At 51.6% G+C, this 15,520-nt stretch carries 17 protein-coding genes; 12 read left to right on the plus strand and 5 right to left on the minus strand.

Annotation, left to right across the window (positions count from 1 at the left end):
• Positions 1–479 precede the first annotated feature (479 nt).
• The 4 genes from ACN0UY_RS11200 (at position 480) to ACN0UY_RS11215 (ending at position 4,694) form a co-directional block, all read left to right on the plus strand.
• A complete protein-coding gene (locus ACN0UY_RS11200) occupies positions 480–1,481 on the plus strand; it encodes a ParA family protein (protein WP_417667131.1) in 1,002 nt (333 codons plus the stop codon).
• Positions 1,478–2,530, plus strand: a complete 1,053-nt coding sequence (locus tag ACN0UY_RS11205; RefSeq protein ID WP_417667133.1) for a ParB/RepB/Spo0J family partition protein — start codon at positions 1,478–1,480, stop codon at positions 2,528–2,530. Before ACN0UY_RS11200 ends, ACN0UY_RS11205 begins: the two co-directional genes overlap by 4 nt.
• 284 nt (positions 2,531–2,814) lie before the next feature.
• Positions 2,815–3,723, plus strand: a complete 909-nt coding sequence (locus ACN0UY_RS11210) for a replication initiation protein (RefSeq protein ID WP_417667135.1) — start codon at positions 2,815–2,817, stop codon at positions 3,721–3,723.
• 117 nt (positions 3,724–3,840) lie between these two features.
• Positions 3,841–4,694, plus strand: a protein-coding gene (locus tag ACN0UY_RS11215) for an IS5 family transposase (protein ID WP_417667137.1) whose coding sequence is annotated in 2 segments (ribosomal slippage) — positions 3,841–4,183 and positions 4,183–4,694 — 855 coding nt in all. Because the reading frame shifts where the segments join, the coding sequence is not laid out codon by codon here.
• Positions 4,695–4,720: 26 nt separating this feature from the next.
• Here the strand turns inward: ACN0UY_RS11215 and ACN0UY_RS11220 are convergent.
• The gene (locus ACN0UY_RS11220) at positions 4,721–5,713 is read right to left on the minus strand and encodes an IS30 family transposase (RefSeq protein ID WP_417667139.1); all 993 of its coding nucleotides are present in this window, start codon (positions 5,711–5,713) and stop codon (positions 4,721–4,723) included.
• A 91-nt stretch (positions 5,714–5,804) separates the two neighbouring features.
• Between ACN0UY_RS11220 and ACN0UY_RS11225 the strand changes: the two genes are divergently transcribed.
• The 4 genes from ACN0UY_RS11225 (at position 5,805) to ACN0UY_RS11240 (ending at position 7,643) form a co-directional block, all read left to right on the plus strand.
• Positions 5,805–5,942: a hypothetical protein gene (locus tag ACN0UY_RS11225; protein ID WP_417667141.1), complete on the plus strand. Its 138-nt coding sequence runs from the start codon at positions 5,805–5,807 to the stop codon at positions 5,940–5,942.
• A gap of 110 nt (positions 5,943–6,052) precedes the next feature.
• Positions 6,053–6,544: a hypothetical protein gene (locus ACN0UY_RS11230; protein WP_417667142.1), complete on the plus strand. Its 492-nt coding sequence runs from the start codon at positions 6,053–6,055 to the stop codon at positions 6,542–6,544.
• A gap of 548 nt (positions 6,545–7,092) precedes the next feature.
• Positions 7,093–7,368, plus strand: a complete 276-nt coding sequence (locus ACN0UY_RS11235; RefSeq protein WP_417667144.1) for a hypothetical protein — start codon at positions 7,093–7,095, stop codon at positions 7,366–7,368.
• Positions 7,368–7,643 (plus strand): hypothetical protein, encoded by a 276-nt coding sequence (locus ACN0UY_RS11240; protein ID WP_417667146.1) that lies wholly within the window; start codon positions 7,368–7,370, stop codon positions 7,641–7,643. The genes ACN0UY_RS11235 and ACN0UY_RS11240 overlap by 1 nt, the downstream gene beginning before the upstream one ends.
• Positions 7,644–8,067: 424 nt before the next feature.
• Here the strand turns inward: ACN0UY_RS11240 and ACN0UY_RS11245 are convergent, their stop codons facing one another.
• The 3 genes from ACN0UY_RS11245 to ACN0UY_RS11255 form a co-directional block, all read right to left on the minus strand.
• Positions 8,068–8,733 (minus strand): cold-shock protein, encoded by a 666-nt coding sequence (locus ACN0UY_RS11245; protein WP_417667148.1) that lies wholly within the window; start codon positions 8,731–8,733, stop codon positions 8,068–8,070.
• 194 nt (positions 8,734–8,927) lie between these two features.
• Entirely contained in the window at positions 8,928–9,305 is a 378-nt protein-coding gene (locus ACN0UY_RS11250) for a hypothetical protein (RefSeq protein ID WP_417667150.1), read from the minus strand.
• A complete protein-coding gene (locus tag ACN0UY_RS11255; protein ID WP_417667152.1) occupies positions 9,302–10,216 on the minus strand; it encodes an integrase domain-containing protein in 915 nt (304 codons plus the stop codon). Before ACN0UY_RS11255 ends, ACN0UY_RS11250 begins: the two co-directional genes overlap by 4 nt.
• A gap of 1,785 nt (positions 10,217–12,001) precedes the next feature.
• Here ACN0UY_RS11255 and ACN0UY_RS11260 point away from each other — a divergent pair.
• The 4 genes from ACN0UY_RS11260 to ACN0UY_RS11275 all read left to right on the plus strand — a co-directional run bounded on the left by ACN0UY_RS11260 (position 12,002) and on the right by ACN0UY_RS11275 (position 15,282).
• Positions 12,002–12,694 (plus strand): NYN domain-containing protein, encoded by a 693-nt coding sequence (locus tag ACN0UY_RS11260; protein ID WP_417667154.1) that lies wholly within the window; start codon positions 12,002–12,004, stop codon positions 12,692–12,694.
• Positions 12,695–13,016: 322 nt separating this feature from the next.
• Positions 13,017–13,226 (plus strand): hypothetical protein, encoded by a 210-nt coding sequence (locus ACN0UY_RS11265; protein WP_417667156.1) that lies wholly within the window; start codon positions 13,017–13,019, stop codon positions 13,224–13,226.
• The gene (locus ACN0UY_RS11270) at positions 13,223–13,777 is read left to right on the plus strand and encodes a hypothetical protein (RefSeq protein ID WP_417667158.1); all 555 of its coding nucleotides are present in this window, start codon (positions 13,223–13,225) and stop codon (positions 13,775–13,777) included. The genes ACN0UY_RS11265 and ACN0UY_RS11270 overlap by 4 nt, the downstream gene beginning before the upstream one ends.
• A complete protein-coding gene (locus tag ACN0UY_RS11275) occupies positions 13,774–15,282 on the plus strand; it encodes a DEAD/DEAH box helicase (protein WP_417667160.1) in 1,509 nt (502 codons plus the stop codon). Before ACN0UY_RS11270 ends, ACN0UY_RS11275 begins: the two co-directional genes overlap by 4 nt.
• Before the next feature lie 131 nt (positions 15,283–15,413).
• Here ACN0UY_RS11275 and ACN0UY_RS11280 read toward each other — a convergent pair whose 3' ends face one another.
• On the minus strand, positions 15,414–15,518 hold the full coding sequence (locus ACN0UY_RS11280; protein WP_417667162.1) for a DUF4113 domain-containing protein: 105 nt from the start codon (positions 15,516–15,518) through the stop codon (positions 15,414–15,416).
• Positions 15,519–15,520 lie beyond the last annotated feature (2 nt).

A 15,520-nucleotide genomic window follows, 5' to 3' on the forward strand; every position in this document is an offset into this window, starting at 1 on the left:
TCTATGAATGGTAAGGCGCAGTTTCTATGGATTCTACGGCGCAGTTTTACTCCAGTCCTTCCACAAGAATCGGTTTCTATGGATTCTACGGCGCAGTTTCTATGGATTCTACGACGCAACTTCTATAGATCGTATGGTGCATTTTCTATGGATAGTATAGTGCACTAAGCTTCTGAAAAGCCCACTACAAGCGGACTCCATAGCCTCTCCTTCTTTTCCTTTTCCCCTTTCATCCTTTCCTTAAGTACTTTACCAAAGCACAGAGCAAAGGTGACTACATCGGTTGTTATCTTTTTATCAACGCGCATAAGTCGTCATGCTTGCTGGACTTCTCAACCACGAATAAGTCTCAAACAGACGTGTGTTGTCTGATAGTAACTGTACGGGCATTGCTAACACAGTGTTTAAAGCTTAGTATCTCCACACCAACATCTGCACCTTTAAAGGTGCATGCAGCGTGAAGCGCTAGGAGCAGACCTATGGGCCAAAACAATGCGTCAACCATGCCTCCAGTTGTAGTTTTTGCTAACCAAAAAGGTGGTGTAGGCAAAACAACCCTGACAGTACACGCCGCTTGGATGGCCGCTGAAGCTGGCCTTAAAACATTGCTAATTGATATGGACGGACAGGGGAACGCTTCACGTACAGTGCTAGGTAAAGAAGCTCTCTATGCCATAAATGAAATTCGTGAAAACGGGCGTAAAAGTGGCAGTGAAAAGCCTGGAATAGAGCAAGCACTAATGTCTTCAGATATGGTTCTCTATAATTTAGAAGGCGTCGATCTTGCAGCTATCCCTGGACCACCTGGATTAGACATGATCCCAGCGTTGATCAATGATCAAGTATTAGCCGACTGTATGAGACGCGATATCGATAGCATTCCGCAGCCACAGCACAACCTGAATCACTTTTTAAGGCAGCAAGGGAATGACTACGACCTGATATTGATCGATTCACCTCCTCAGTTGGGTAACTTGCAAAGTGCCTCCATCGCTATGGCTACTGATGTAATTATTCCTATCAATGTCAGTGGCTTTGCCCTAGATGGAGTGAGAGGCATGCTGCCCACTCTTTCCACAATTCAGCACGCCTACAACCCAAATCTTCGCATCGCCGGGATACTCACGAACATGTACAACCGACGCAGTGCCTCAGCACAGGAAACACAGCAGGAATTAATCACTCAGTATCCCGATTCAGTCATTCCTTACGAAATTGGTGTACGTAGCGCGTTGGACGCTGCTGTCTATAAAGGAATGCCAATTTGGTATCGCCGTCGTACTGGAGGAGAATTGAACGCAACTAAAGAGATCACTGAAGCATTAGCAGAAGCACTCGCACGCACGTCGTTAGGCGAGAATTTACTAAAACGCTGGAAAGTTAAGAGTAAAGAGTACCGTTTCAACTACGCGACAACGTCGCATCGCACAATTCAGGCACTACAACAACGTAGCAGTTCGGATAAAGGGGCTACTGCATGAGTACGGAAACATCGCTGGATCGAGATATGTTAGATGCGCTTTCTCGGAAACCAAGCAACGATCAGTTTAAACCGCAAATGGGTACATTGGATCGGATTCGACAAGACGGTGAGCGTCACTCCGGTACTCATGAAGTGATACTTAACGAAATCCTGGTTGAATCACAAGTACGTCAACAGCCTGTCCATGAAGATGCTGTGCTGAACTTAGCTCAATCGATGGAATCGGTTGGCCTCTTGCAACCTATCACAGTCTCACCACTACCTGATCAACAACGTCGAGAAACCAAAAGAAAATATCGTCTTGAAGTAGGTGAAACACGCCTTCGCGCAGCAAGTATTTTAGGTTGGCAACGTATAGCCGCTAACGTGGTAGAGCGTCCCAATGACTTAGATCGGATGCAGCGTCAGCTAATTGAAAATATTCAACGTAATAACCTAAATCCTATCGAGGTAGCGGAATGCATCAAAGCTATTAAGATCCAATCTAAGCTAGCTGGTAAATCGTTGACTTACACTCGTATTGCAGAAGACTTGGGGATGACCAGTTCCAATGTGTCTGAATACATAGCGTTGTTAAAACTATCTGAGCCAGTACGTGACCTTATTCTAAACGAGCAATTAAAGGATCGGCGTGCAGCAGTTCTGCTCGATGAAATTTCGACATTGGATACGGTGCAAGGTAAAAAACTCATTGGTCAATTTATGAACGGTGATGGTGCTTCCCGTTCAGAATTGAAGAAATATCTACAACGTCTCAAAGAACAACCTTCATCATCAACGCCAATACATACTCAGGAACAAGTTCGCCAGCAACATTACGAACGACAACCTGCGATTAAAGCAGAACCAGTGCAGGTGGAATACCAAGTAGAAGGAAAGCTTATTTCTGGTGAAACTGTAAAAGGTATCCTATTGCAAGGCTGGCTTGATACAAACGCTGAAAATCAAGCCTCTAATACCTTTTGGGTGCGTCTACCTGATGGGCAAACAGTGGCATTGGAGAAGATTACCGGGCTATCTCAGCGTTGGTGCAGAAATAACCGTTGAAAATTTTTTCGGCATGCCGAAAAAAAACCTCCGACTAGGTGTATGACTACAGCTTCAGACACTAAAAAAACTTGTATTTAGTAGTGTCTGGTAGATATGGATCTCGGCTTATTACTTAATGGAATTAAAAAATCGCAATCAAATTACCTTTTCAACCAATCTGCTAGCTAGTTCACAGAAAATTTCTATTAAGGCATACAAAATAGCCTCCTTATTAACCGGGATCTTTTGAAAAGAACGTTAATTTAGTGGAACAAAATTAACGTTCTTAAAAAGGTCACTGCATGGCGAGTCCGTGCCAAACTCTCAACTTTTCAAGCACTCGCCAATTCCGCGAGCGACTGCCCAAAAAGCCTTATCACACCGACCAGTTGGGCGATTATCTGCGCATCCATCGCGCAGAAATGGCTCTGCGAGCGCGGTACATACAGTTCAACGGGCCGACTCACATGCACTGGCTGGTATTCGATATTGATCGACCAGGCGCGGCTATGGATTGGGAAGATCGGCACGTTCCGCCCCCTAATTTCACGGTTCAAAACCCAGTAAATGGGCATGCTCACCTGTTCTACGGGCTGGCTACACCCGTGCGTACAGCGCCTGATGGGCGCATAGCGCCGCTGAAGTACGCAGCAGCGGTTCAGCGCACGCTAGGAAGCGCTTTAGGCGAAGATGTGGGCTATTCAAGGTTTCTGAGTAAGAACCCGCTTAACGACTACTGGCGCACAGCTGAGTGGGAACCACGGCTGTATGAGCTGGCAGATTTTGAGGGCTGGCTGGATCTGAGCGCAAAACCACGCCAAGCCGCTAATAGCGACGCTTATGGCCTTGGGCGCAACTGCACGTTGTTTGAAAAGCTCCGGACATGGGCTTATAGGGCTATCCGCCAGGGCTGGCCTGACGCTGAACGCTGGTACCAAGCTGTGCAGGAACGCGCAGCGGCTTACAATTCGTTTGATACACCGCTGAATGCTAACGAGTTTCGAGCTATCGCTCGCAGCGTGGCCAAGTATACCCACCGCAACTTCAATGCCGCTGGATTCAGCGCTGTGCAGGCTCATAGGGGGCGCAAGGGCGGTAAGGCATCCAAGCGTGGGGCTGTGTCAGGTTCAGAGCGTACAGAGAAGCCTTGGGAAGCTCTGGGGATGTCCAGAGCCACATACTACCGCCGGAAATCTGCGGGTGAGTTTTGAGACCAGATAAGCCTTATCAGATAATAGCCCCCGGAGGGGGTGGTTTTGGGGGTGGGGCTTACAGGGACAAATAAAATACAGACAACACATACAGCTGCCGTCCCATAGGGGAAAAAAATGGTCGGACGTTACGAGATCTCTGATGACGGCTGGGCACAGATTGAAGATATCGTGTCGCCCCCTCAAACCATGGGCAGGCCCAGGCGGGATGACCGAAAAATGCTCAATGGTATCTTCTGGGTGCTGTGCTCTGGCGCCAAATGGCGTGATTTACCCGAGCGATATGGTCCTTGGTCGACGGTGTATGACCGGTTCCGCAAGTGGCGTGATGACGGCACCTTTGAAGCGGTACTTTCTCGCTTGCAGCTCAAATTACGTGAAGATGGGCTTATGGACTTGGACACGTGGATGATTGATGCCACTTCCGTGCGGGCCACACGCGCTGCCGCTGGAGGCGGTAAAAAGGGGGTTCGAAAGAACCGCTAGACCATGCACTTGGCCGCAGTCGCGGCGGTTTAACAACCAAAATTCATTTGGTTTGTGATCGTCATGGCTGGCCACTGGCGTTCACGCTGTCCCCTGGTCAAGAGGCAGATTCTCGGCACTTCGTTCCGACATTGGAGAGAGTTCATCTACCAGGTAGCGTCGGGCGCCCTCGCAAACGTAGTCGCTATATGGTGGCTGATAAAGGATACGACAGCGATGAGCTGCGTCATTATTGCGACAGGCACGGCATGAAATCCGTGATTGCTCAGCGCAACATGCACCGAAGAACCCGGCCTGGGCTACCCAGGCGGTTCGACAAACCCAAATATCGGCAACGGAATGCGATAGAACGCTGCTTTGGTTGGCTTAAAGAATGTCGCCGCATCGCCACGCGCTATGAAAAGCTGGCAAGTAGCTTTAAGGCGATGGTATGCGTGGCGTGCATCGACCGTTGCTTGCGAGCCAACTTTTCGTACAAAACCTAGCTAGCTCCTCCTTTGGAAACCTGAATTCAAGCAATAAGTGCAGCACCTGCTGTGTCCAGGGCTCCTGAGTACTCCCCCAGAAACACCTGTGCCGGTGTCCGGTAACCGAGTCGCTTTCGAGGGCGGTCGTTTAGTTTCTCGACCACCTTGCGCAGCTCGGCATCGGTGACCTGGCGGAAGTCTGTTCCCTTGGGGAAGTACTGCCGTATCAAGCCATTGGTATTCTCGTTGCTCCCACGCTGGCCAGAGCAGTAGGGATCGCAAAAGTAGGTCTTTGCGGTCACCGCCTTGCCTACGGCTATGTGGCCGGCGAACTCCGAGCCGTTGTCTAGGGTGATGGTCTTCACAGCACCCCGGCGAGGCTTCAACAGCCGGATCATGGCCGCTTGCGTCAGGTCTGCTAAGACCCTGGGCAACCGTGCTGCCAGGAGATAACCACTACGCCGCTCTACCAGGGTGACCAGGCCCGATTGCTTGTGCCCCTGAACCACGGTGTCACCCTCCCAATGCCCGATGAAGCGGCGTTCCTCGACCTCCGCCGGGCGATGCTCGATGCCCACGCGATGGGGGATCCTGCCAAGTCCTGCGCTTTTGGCCCGGGCACGGCGTTTGCTGTGCCGCCGGGGCTGACGAAGGTGCCGCCACAGGTCGCCACTCCGGGCCTTGTCATCCCGGACCAGGGAGTAGATCCACTGGTGGCTCACGCCCACGCCGATCAAGGGGGCCATGAAGCCGCTGATCTGCTCGGGACTCCACTCCTCGCGGAGCCGTCTGGCGACGAAGTCCATCAGGCTGGGTAGGCGCTTCGTCCACTTCCAGGCGGTGCGGCGTCGATGGTCGCTACGTTGCTGGGCCTGCTCAGGGTCATACCCCTCGGGCGTCGTGTGACGACGCAGCTCCCGACTCACCGTACTGTCATGAACGCCAATAGCTCTGGCGATCTGTCGCAGGCTCATGCCTGCACACCTGTAAGCGTGAATCTGGTATCGTTGGGTCTGGGTCAGCTGTCGGTATGCCATGCTCTGCTTCACTTTGGTCGGTAAAGCAGAGAGGGTACCGGCGCTGGCCCTCCTGCTTCTACCTTGTGATCCAAAGTGCTGCGGTTATTCTATGAATCTAGGTCAACAGCAGGCCAGCAATATAGCCGCCCAGGAGAAGCTCCAGGCAGCAACTCAGGAACGTTTGCAACAGCAGAAAGCGAAGCAGCCTAGCCATGGTCGAAGCTATGGTGGGCCAGGGTTGGGCTAGTTAGGAGACTTGGATCATGGCCGAAAAGCGATCAAGATAAGGTAAGTGACCCAGATTTTTATCCTAATTATTGGAAAAGCAATATTATAATTTATCTATTGGAGTGAAATGTGGACCTAGAAGAGCAAAAGAAAAACTGTAACGAAGAAGCTCTCTGTTTATTTAAGTTTTTTTTTGAAGACGGGGATATTTCTGAAGATGATCTCCCCAGATTTTCAGAAAAATGCCAAGATTTAATGCGTTCATACCCTGAATACGCATCTTTACGTGCGGCTGTTGGGAATTATTCATTAAATAAAAAAAACATGAACATGCCCCTTACTATAAAAAACCCAACCATTGGAAAGATAAGATCTTTTTTCTCTTCAGAGAAGGATTTTACCTTTAGAAATTTTGGTGATCTTGAAGAAGCCTACCTCGTTAGTCTTCGTCAAAAAGTAGATAAAGATTTATCGAAAACTATTTCTATTTATGCTTTTTATATGATTTTTCTTGATGAATTAAATATAAGTGGATTTGAAATGAAAGCAATGTCAGATATTTCCGCTTATTTAGCTTTTAATTTCAGGAAAGGTTTAATAAATGACTTTACCAAAAATTAATTAATAATATATAACAATATATGATATGCCCGATAAGGTTTCGCCATGACTAACACTATATACGGCGACTGATCATTGGTGACCTAAAGACAGGTCATTCTCTCCTCTTTGCTTCATTGAGCAGCCGCAAGGCCAGCGGGCTACGCCCACCAAAACTTGTTACCGCTGCGCGGCATAAAAAAGCCACCCCTCCAAAAACTCAAGATAAGGGCGATAATCTTGAGTTTCGGGCTGTATGCGTGAAAATTTCACACATATATAGAAAATAAACGTCATAACCTGTGATATTTGCAATTTATTTGAAACGTGCCACAGTAAAAATAGTTGGGCAATGGACGCTCATCAAAACGGAAACCGGGCACGGAACGCTCGATGACGCCACGGATGCATAAGCAGGATGCTTATGAGAGCTTGCTAGGATAGCGATGATTGAGATTGCCCGGCCCTGAGGGGTCGGGCTTTTCTTTGCCTGGACTAAAATAAGCGTGAATAAATCACGCATATTGGCTAAGATGGGGTATAAAAGCAGCCCACGAGAACCAGGCACTATGATTGAACAGCATCACCATGTCGAAGCCGCCGCCATGATCGCCACCGCAGACTGGGGGAAGGATCGCAGCCCTGAATGGCACGCGGGACTCCATAACGCAGTTGCCTGGCATTTGGCGGGTCAGCCGCTTGGCCATGGCCGCTCAACATGCCCACATGCTCCTAAAACCGCTCAACGTGATGCCTGGCTAGATGGGTGGGCCGTTGGGCAAGCAGCATGCCTTCGGGAAGGCATCGATGCCTTTTTACAGCCACATCAGCGAGACAACGGGTAATGCCACGCCCAAGAGCCATACAGACCGCTGAGGCACCGCTGTGGCTGGCGGTGCTTCTGGACTATTCGTTTAGTGATAAAAGCGCTCAGCGGGCCGCACAGCTCGATTTAGTGGGTATCGCACACGACGCTGCCGCTTACCCTGACGACATACCGCATTGGCGACTGGCGGAGTTGCTGCTGGCCTGGGCAGGGCGCTATGTGTCTGCCAGGGACTGGCAACGGTTGCAGGCCAAAATTAGGCAACGGCGTCGGCAGTCAGAAGCAGCATGTTAACGCTATTTTTCGCTATCGGTTGTGAGGTTTTTAACTATAGAGCGTGCCAATGATCGTCGTCCATGCGGATCGTTATCAGTGTCAGCTGTTTTTTGGTTTGTTGATGGTTCAGGAGGGGGAGTGGGTGGGGCAATTGCATGGCACAGGGGGAAACAGCCACGATGAAGGGCGTGTTTAACGCACGGAGTAGGAAAACACTGCCATCTTGGCCGGTGTTGGAAAGGCGTATACGGTGTAAAAACATATACCGTTATCAATCAGATGCCACGGAACAGCCAGGTGCGACACCTGATTGATTTGCGCTAAAAGTGTCATGACCAACTGTGACTCAACTCGCCATGACATTACTCAATGGGTGGGGTGTGTTTTTCTGCTGTGTCACAACGGTGCCCTCAGCTCATGGAGGAGGGCATCACTGCGTGCTTCACCCCATAGTGCTGAGCATGACGAAAAGAAATACCAGTATAGCGAAACCACTCATAACAAAGGCGAAGAGCTTTCCGTCATCGTGGTCTTGATTAGTAATGGTGGTGCTTAAGGCCGATTTTACCGCAGTGTCCAGCGCGGCTTTTGAGGCGTCTGCAGCGGCTTTATCTGCCACAGCTTCTCGTCGCCGGATGATCGCGGGAACGCCGGAAAATCGGTGGTAGGTGTACTTGTAATTGGGGTTGAGCTTGCTCCATCCCGTTTCACGATCCATGTGGGTCAGAATCAGTCCGTTAAATCCGGCTGCTTTGGCTTTATTGGCTAAACCTTCCCTGACTTCGACGGGACTTTTGGCGGCATACGAAATGCGGCGGCCTTCGGCAATGACTTCGTTGTGGCGACCACACTGAGAACTTTTTGACGTGATAAATTCATCTGGGGTGTGGTACGTCCAGTAAGACGGTTCTTTGTCCTTCACGTCGATTTGGCGGGCAGCCATGCCTTTGGGCGTTGGCACAGGATCAAAGCTGACAGAAAAGCCTTTCTGGGGCGAGTGGTTCTGTTGCTTTAGATGGTTGCGGTGGAAGAAGTAACTCTCGCCATCTTCGCCGGTAATAAAGCCGTACTTTTTTTGTTCGCTGTAAGCGACGATCACTCCCTGCATGACAAATCCTTTGCACCATGACGTTATGAACGGATATGCGCTGGCGTATGTGCATACGCCGCAATGCTGCTAATGATAACTAAAAAAGAAAGTAAGCAGGGAGGTTGAGAGGTAGGGTGAGGCGCTGCTAGCAGGCATGGCTATTTACCATGCCTGCCCACGAAAGCTCATTAGCGCTTGCGTCACATTACGCGTTAGTGCGTACGAGGTTGCGCGATCTTGTGCGGCCGTCCGCCCGGAGCACCGGGTTGTGGCCCCGGCGGTTTGGGACGTGTCCAGGGGCCGCGCAGATGAGGTTCCCAATCATGCCAGCGGCCTAATGCGGCGGCAATGACACGCGCAGTGCGCCAATAATCATAGCGACTCGCAGGCGATAAGGCCGCAGTATCAGCTTTGAGAAACCACTGTAAGTGCTTAACTTTCCACTGGTAGGGCTCGCTGATCCTCCAGCGCTCTTCAATCCGGCTGGCAATGCGTTGGCCACGCTTGATGTGCGCTTTGACGCCACTGTTTTTGCCGGGCTGCGCGCGTTTTAGCAGCATTTCAACACGAGATGTGTGTGTATGTGTCATCGACTACTCCCGATGTAGCTGACCAGAATGTCTACTCGGCCATGGCCGAGTTCTTTGGAGATGGTGAGGCGTGCCTTGAGATCGTCAGCTTTGGTGGCTAGTCGCTCGCCAGCTACCGCTGGAGCAGGATGACCGGTGATTTGTTCATAGCGCTGGCAAGCATACGCGGCACGTGAATCGTGATAGCCAGGGAGCCCATGTTGTTTGAGCACAGCACGGGCTTGATTGAGTTCGCTGTTACGCGAAATGGCGATATCAACGTATCGCTCGTGGGGCGCAATAAGGTTTCGGCTGCCTGCGGGGCGAGCGGCTAGAGCATTAGCCAACGCTTGCCGTTGTGCATCCCCGACAGTGATAAATCGATCGGCACTGCGACCGCCTTTTGTGCCGTCGATGACGTTGACGCTGCCATGTCGATTGGCTTCACGAGACCAGCGATCCAAATCGACTTTAACCGCTTCTTCGCGACGAATACCGAAGGCGCGGGCGAGTTCGAGTACTGCCGCTGCGCGGTTGAGGCCTGCGTCGCTGAGTGTTTCTGTTGCAGCTTTTATACGACTTTCATCGAGCGCAGCTGGAGCAACAGTTCTGATGTTGTTGCGTGGGCCGGCATGGCTGCGAGGGGAAAGTTGGACATATCGGTCGCCGCGTAGCGCGGCAAATGTCGTGTTCACTGTGGAGATGCGATTCTGTGCGGTTGAAACAGCAATATCACCCGCCTCGACTTGATCCCTCACATGCTCGGCATAGGCGGTAGCCAGCTCGAGGTTGTCGACTTTGGCGAGGTCGCGGACGCCTTGTTCACGGGCCCAGTCGGCGAATTTTTCCCAGCGATCGGTGTGAGTCGCGACGGTACCGTGGTGCCCTTGACCATAGTAGTCGCGCAACGCTTGTTTGCCCGCATGTGCCATCTGCTTTCCGTATCCGAAATTCCGTGAACTTGCGTATCGCCCCATCAATACTTCTCCTACACATCCCTAGTTGTTTCGTGCTGTGTCGTGGTGCTTCCCCATTTTCCCGCCACAGATGTGGTAAGTGATAAACCGATTTTCTCAGGCTCGGTCGGGCCCTGGGGTGTTGTCGTAACGTGACAAAAACGCCCGCAGGTAACGCCTGGCGGGGTGGCGATTCTTTGCTGTGTACTGACGATCGCGATGAGCAAAGCTCGGCGGGGGATCGCTGTGTTTGTGGCAGAAACACGGGCAAACAGCGTGTGTGAAACACACAAATAGAGTGACGCTGCAAAAACAAAACTGAGCGCATGCTCGCCTGCCAGGCGAGAGGCTTTTTAGCCGCGGATAGTTTGTAGATTGCAGGTTTTGGTGCGCGTTTTAGTGCGCTCAGGTGGGTTGCGGCGGGCGCCTTCGCTTGGCCCTGTGCCCCGCTACGCGGGGCTTCGAGCCAATCAAAGGCGTCGTCGCTGACGCGCCGTCTCTGTGCTGCTATCGCGACGACAGAGACGGCGCTGAGTGGCCCTTTTCAGGGCGAGTGCAAGATGAAAAAACACATGACTACGTGGCTTTGCCGGGCCGATAAACTGGCGGACAAAGCAGGTATTGCGTGACTACACGAAGCTTAACGCGTAAGCGCTGTGACATTTTCATCTTCGAAGTCGATGCACAAAAAACATGCATGTGGCTTCGCACGATCGCGTGAGCGACTCATGGCGGTTTCAGGGGATACATAGAGATATGAAGAGGCATGCCTGGGCTAAGCCGTCCTTCACTGTTTGGGAGTGCTACGAGCGTCATCGATCTAGTTCATCGCAGACATTACATAGCGTTCAACACAGTATTAAGCATCTTCAAATCGCGGATATACGATTGTGGCGCTATTTTGTGTGTGTATGACATGCTGAATGTGAGTCGATGCTTGATCGTCACACTGATGCTGTCAGATACAAAGCAGCGATGCTGCTGAGAAGTATGGTTGCTCTTTATACTGAGAAAAAGCAGCGCGCACTAGATAGAAGATGAGCCTTGGCAATCGTATGCCAGCAGGCATCTGCATGGTAGCAAAGCGCTTAGTAGTATCTATCATCACGTGAAGCGCCCATTTTGCTTCATGAGTGCATGCGTTTGCGATGCGCATGTAATAAATACTAGATGGAACAACTATAGAGAGCCTGGCAGTAGCGATGATACGAGCTAGCTTGCCGAGACAATGCATTCTAATTGCACGTGTGACCGCCACACTGTCGCCATGGTGGGGAAAGTAAGAGAGACACACAAGATTACGTAGAAATCTGCACGTAGGTATGACGTATGCAGCTTTTTTTGAGAGATAACAGATATTCGGCGATCATTGTCGTCAAATAACTGCTGATAGTGCTATGCACTGTTGAAAGCGTGCATTCATGCAGACCTTCAATTTGTTGCTTCAGTCGAGACTAGTTGTTTTGACTGGCTAGTTAACCAGTTTCTAATGCCAGAAGGCATGAAGAAATTTTACTATAGCGATTCTGCTACTGTCTTTCAATACCGGAGGTAGGTATTGAAGCTTGTTTTTGTTGATATATTTGTTTTTTCTATCAGATCTTTGGTTTTAATAGCTAATAGCATCTTTAGGTGTAAGGGGATAACAAGCTATAGTGTGAAAACTACTCAACCTTGGACGCAGCGATTTAGTTCGCTGGCCGTCGGGGTGAAGAAACCGGCCTTCGCGCCGGTTTCTTCGTTTTTAAGGATCTCACTGGCATGCAAACCGCCTTTTTCGTCGATGGCTACAATGTGTTTTACGGCCTGCTTGCGGGCACCGCATATAAATGGCTGGATCTTCCTTCTTTATTACATGCCATTGCTCACGAAAATGATCCGCGCAGCGTCGCAGCGGGTATCCACTATTTCACCTCCCCGGTACAGCCAGCTTTGGCCACCCGTGGCGAAACCTCCAAGCGTGCGCAGGATACTTACGTACGGGCGCTTAAAGCGCGAGGTGTGTCGATTTACTGGGGGCGGCACCGTGTCGATCACCGCCGTGCGCCGCGCTTTGTGTCGCGAAAGGTGCCGGTGTCACGGGACGATCAGGTGGATATCTGGCATCTGGAAGAGAAGGAAACCGATGTTCGCTTGGGTATCGCTATGTACCGGTTGGCTGCCCAGCACTATTGGGTCGAGCAGTGCCGTACGCCGGTTGAGCAAATTGTGCTGGTGTCAGGCGATACCGACATGACGCCTGCGCTGGAGGCTCTGCGTGAGGACTTTCCGCACGTACGTATTGGGGTAATTGTGCCACACCGTAAAGGAATTGAGCGGAATCCGCCGGGGTCTTTAAAGAATGCCGCTGACTGGATGCGCCGTCATATTACGCCTGAGGAGCTCGCGGCGAATCAATTCCCGTCGCGCGTGTCGACGCGTAAGAAGCCAGCGGTTAAACCGGACTATTGGTGATGAAACGCCAGGTTTTGAACGTTAGGGCGCTGAAAAACGGGGAGGCTTTCTGTAAGAGTTTACAGTTTTAATACGGTAGTGCTAATCTTTAACGCGACCAAGGCAAAATCCTTGGCCAGTCTTGGCGGGCTGGAATCCGAACGGCGCATAAGCGCCCTATGACGGCGCTATTTTTGTGTCCGTCAATTATGGCGGCTGTGCGTGGAATGCCTACGGGCATGCCGGTTGCCGTTCGGTCCGGTCCGCCAATCCGCGTACAGTCGCCCCCATCCGATGCTTGGCGGCATCCGGGGACGGCTCCAAACCGAACGGAGTCACACCCATGGCAAAACGCCTTTCCTGCCTGATTACACGCAGCCTATTAGGCCGCGCCGCCGCCCACCGTGCTATGGCACGTGCAGCACTCTTCTCCGACAGCAGCCTTCGCGTTCGCTACCAGCGTTATCAGCAACACATGGAAAAAGCCCGTGCGCTTGACGCCAAAGCCGCGTCTTTAATGCTTTCTGCCACTGTGCAGGAGTTGCGCTCATGAGCCGTCGTCAAATTTATCCCGTTGCCGCTGAGCCACTCAACACGCTTTTAGCGCAGAAAGCCCACAATAACGCGTCATTTACTATCTGTGAACTGCGTGATGAGTTGTTAGAACAGCCCGATTTAGCGGGGTTTGACCAAAGAACGCTACGTATCTTTGTGCGCGATCAAATCAATAAGCGTGTAAAGCGAGGTGACGTTGAGCGGGTTGGCTTGCATCCGTGCTTTAAACGACGGGATCTGTTTCAGGTGGTAAAGGCATTTAATTCTGGAAATGACCACTCTGGCCTAGAAAGTGCCAAGGATTCCACCGATGTTGAACCGTTAACGACTCAGCTTCGCCGTGATAGTGAACAGCTGCGTGCGCAAATGGAATCCAGCCATCTTCAGCTCCAGGCGTTACAGGAAATTGCTGATAAATATCCTGATGTGCGGGATAAAATTGCACCGGTTTTCGAGGGGGAAAAAGCGCAGGCACGTGCATTGGGCGAAAAGCTGAAGGCCTACGCCAAAGTGCAGCAAATGCTGGCTGAGGTGGGGGATGAGGCATGATCGCCCGCGACAAGCCGGCTCACGCGGCGCAACGTCCCCCCCTTCGTGATTGGCAGCAGCGCTGCCTTACCAAAGCGCTTGCTCAGTTATCTCCCGAACACCCTCACTTTCTCTGTCAGGCGACACCCGGGGCGGGGAAGATGCTCATGTCAGCGGTGTTAGCGGATCAACTGCTGCAGCGTGATGAGATCGATTATGTACTGTACCTAGGCCCCAGTACGGAGGTGGTAAGTCGAGCAGAAGAGACCCTTGCCGAGGTTACCGGGTATGCCATGAACAGTGGCTTAGGCGCACGGGGAGGCTGTTATACGTACCAGTCGTTACGTCAGTGTTTGCGCATGTTGCAGCAGCTGGGGGCACAGTCTCGTGTGTTGTTGATCTGGGATGAGAGTCATCATGCCGGGCGACTGCCCGCTACCCAGCAAGGGTCAAACGAGTGGGGACGCGCGTTGCTATTGTTAGAACGCTATATGCGGTACACGCTCGCATTATCGGGTACGCCATGGCGTACCGATGGCCACTGTTTACCGCTGCTACGTTATCTCGATGTATCTTGTGATGACGAAGAGATTGATGAGGCATTACTCAAACAGCGCTTGGTACCGGATTTTGTCTACACGCTGCAAGAAGCTGTACGAGACGGTGTGTGCCGGCTGCCTTATATTCATCTGATCGATAACCGCTATATTCAGCTCACTCTGACGCACACAAAGCATAAAAAACCGCCTCAGCAGAAGCAGTTTTCTAGCATTCCGCGCCTGCTACGCCACCCTGGTGTGGGCTATGCAGATCTATTGCGTCACGACGCACCTATGAACTACGTGCTCACACAGGGCGTGGCCAAGTTGACAGCGCTACGGCGAGTTCAGCCTATGACAGGGGGATTGGTAGTCGCCGCTGACATCGAGCACGCTGAAGAAATCACTGAATGGTTGATGGATCAAGGCGAAGACGTCTGCCTGGTGACCAGTAAAACGCCCAATGCGCACGCTAAGCTGCAGGCGTTTCGTGACTCGACGCAGGCATGGATTGTGTCTGTAGGAATGATCAGCGAAGGCGTCGATATCCCGCGTTTACGTGTGTGTTGTTACCTGAGTCGTATTCGTACCGAGCAACATTTTCGCCAAGTATTGGGGAGGGTCATTCGTCGCCTTGGCCTGCATGACCCGGACTGTTTCCTGTTTGTGCTCAATGAGTCGCTATTACGCCGCTATGCGCATCGTATTGATGACGACCTTCCCGATGAAAAGGCGATTGTCACCTTGGTGTCACCTACTCCGGCGCCTTCTGCACCCGGGTATGGCAATACCGCACCGGGAGCACCGTTGGATAACGTCACACGCTCTGATGGAGAGACGGCGGAAGTGGACAACGAGTCGGTATCGGTGGCGTTTGGGGCATCGACCACTACAACGACCGCTGCGGCTGCAGCGAAGGCACAGTGGGAGCACGATATGGCGTTTTCACAGCGATTTATAGAGCATCTGGCCACACTGAAACTCTAACCATGGCATCGTCACCTTTAAGATTTCTGTGTGGCGGTGCTAACGAGAAGGGGCATCGGTAGGGTAGGAGATCAGAGCTCGTGTTGCCCCTGGTATGTCGATGTCTTCATGTGGTCTGCATAAGGGTGTTGCTACCGTACGTGAACCAACTCTTCCCACTGAGTCGTGTAGCGTGGCGTGCGGTGTTCAGAACGTAATGCCCAGGCGTTGCCTGCCCGGGGTAACCCTAGCTGTATGG

Source organism: Pseudidiomarina sp., from assembly GCF_048268165.1.
Classification (GTDB): Bacteria; Pseudomonadota; Gammaproteobacteria; order Enterobacterales; family Alteromonadaceae; genus Pseudidiomarina.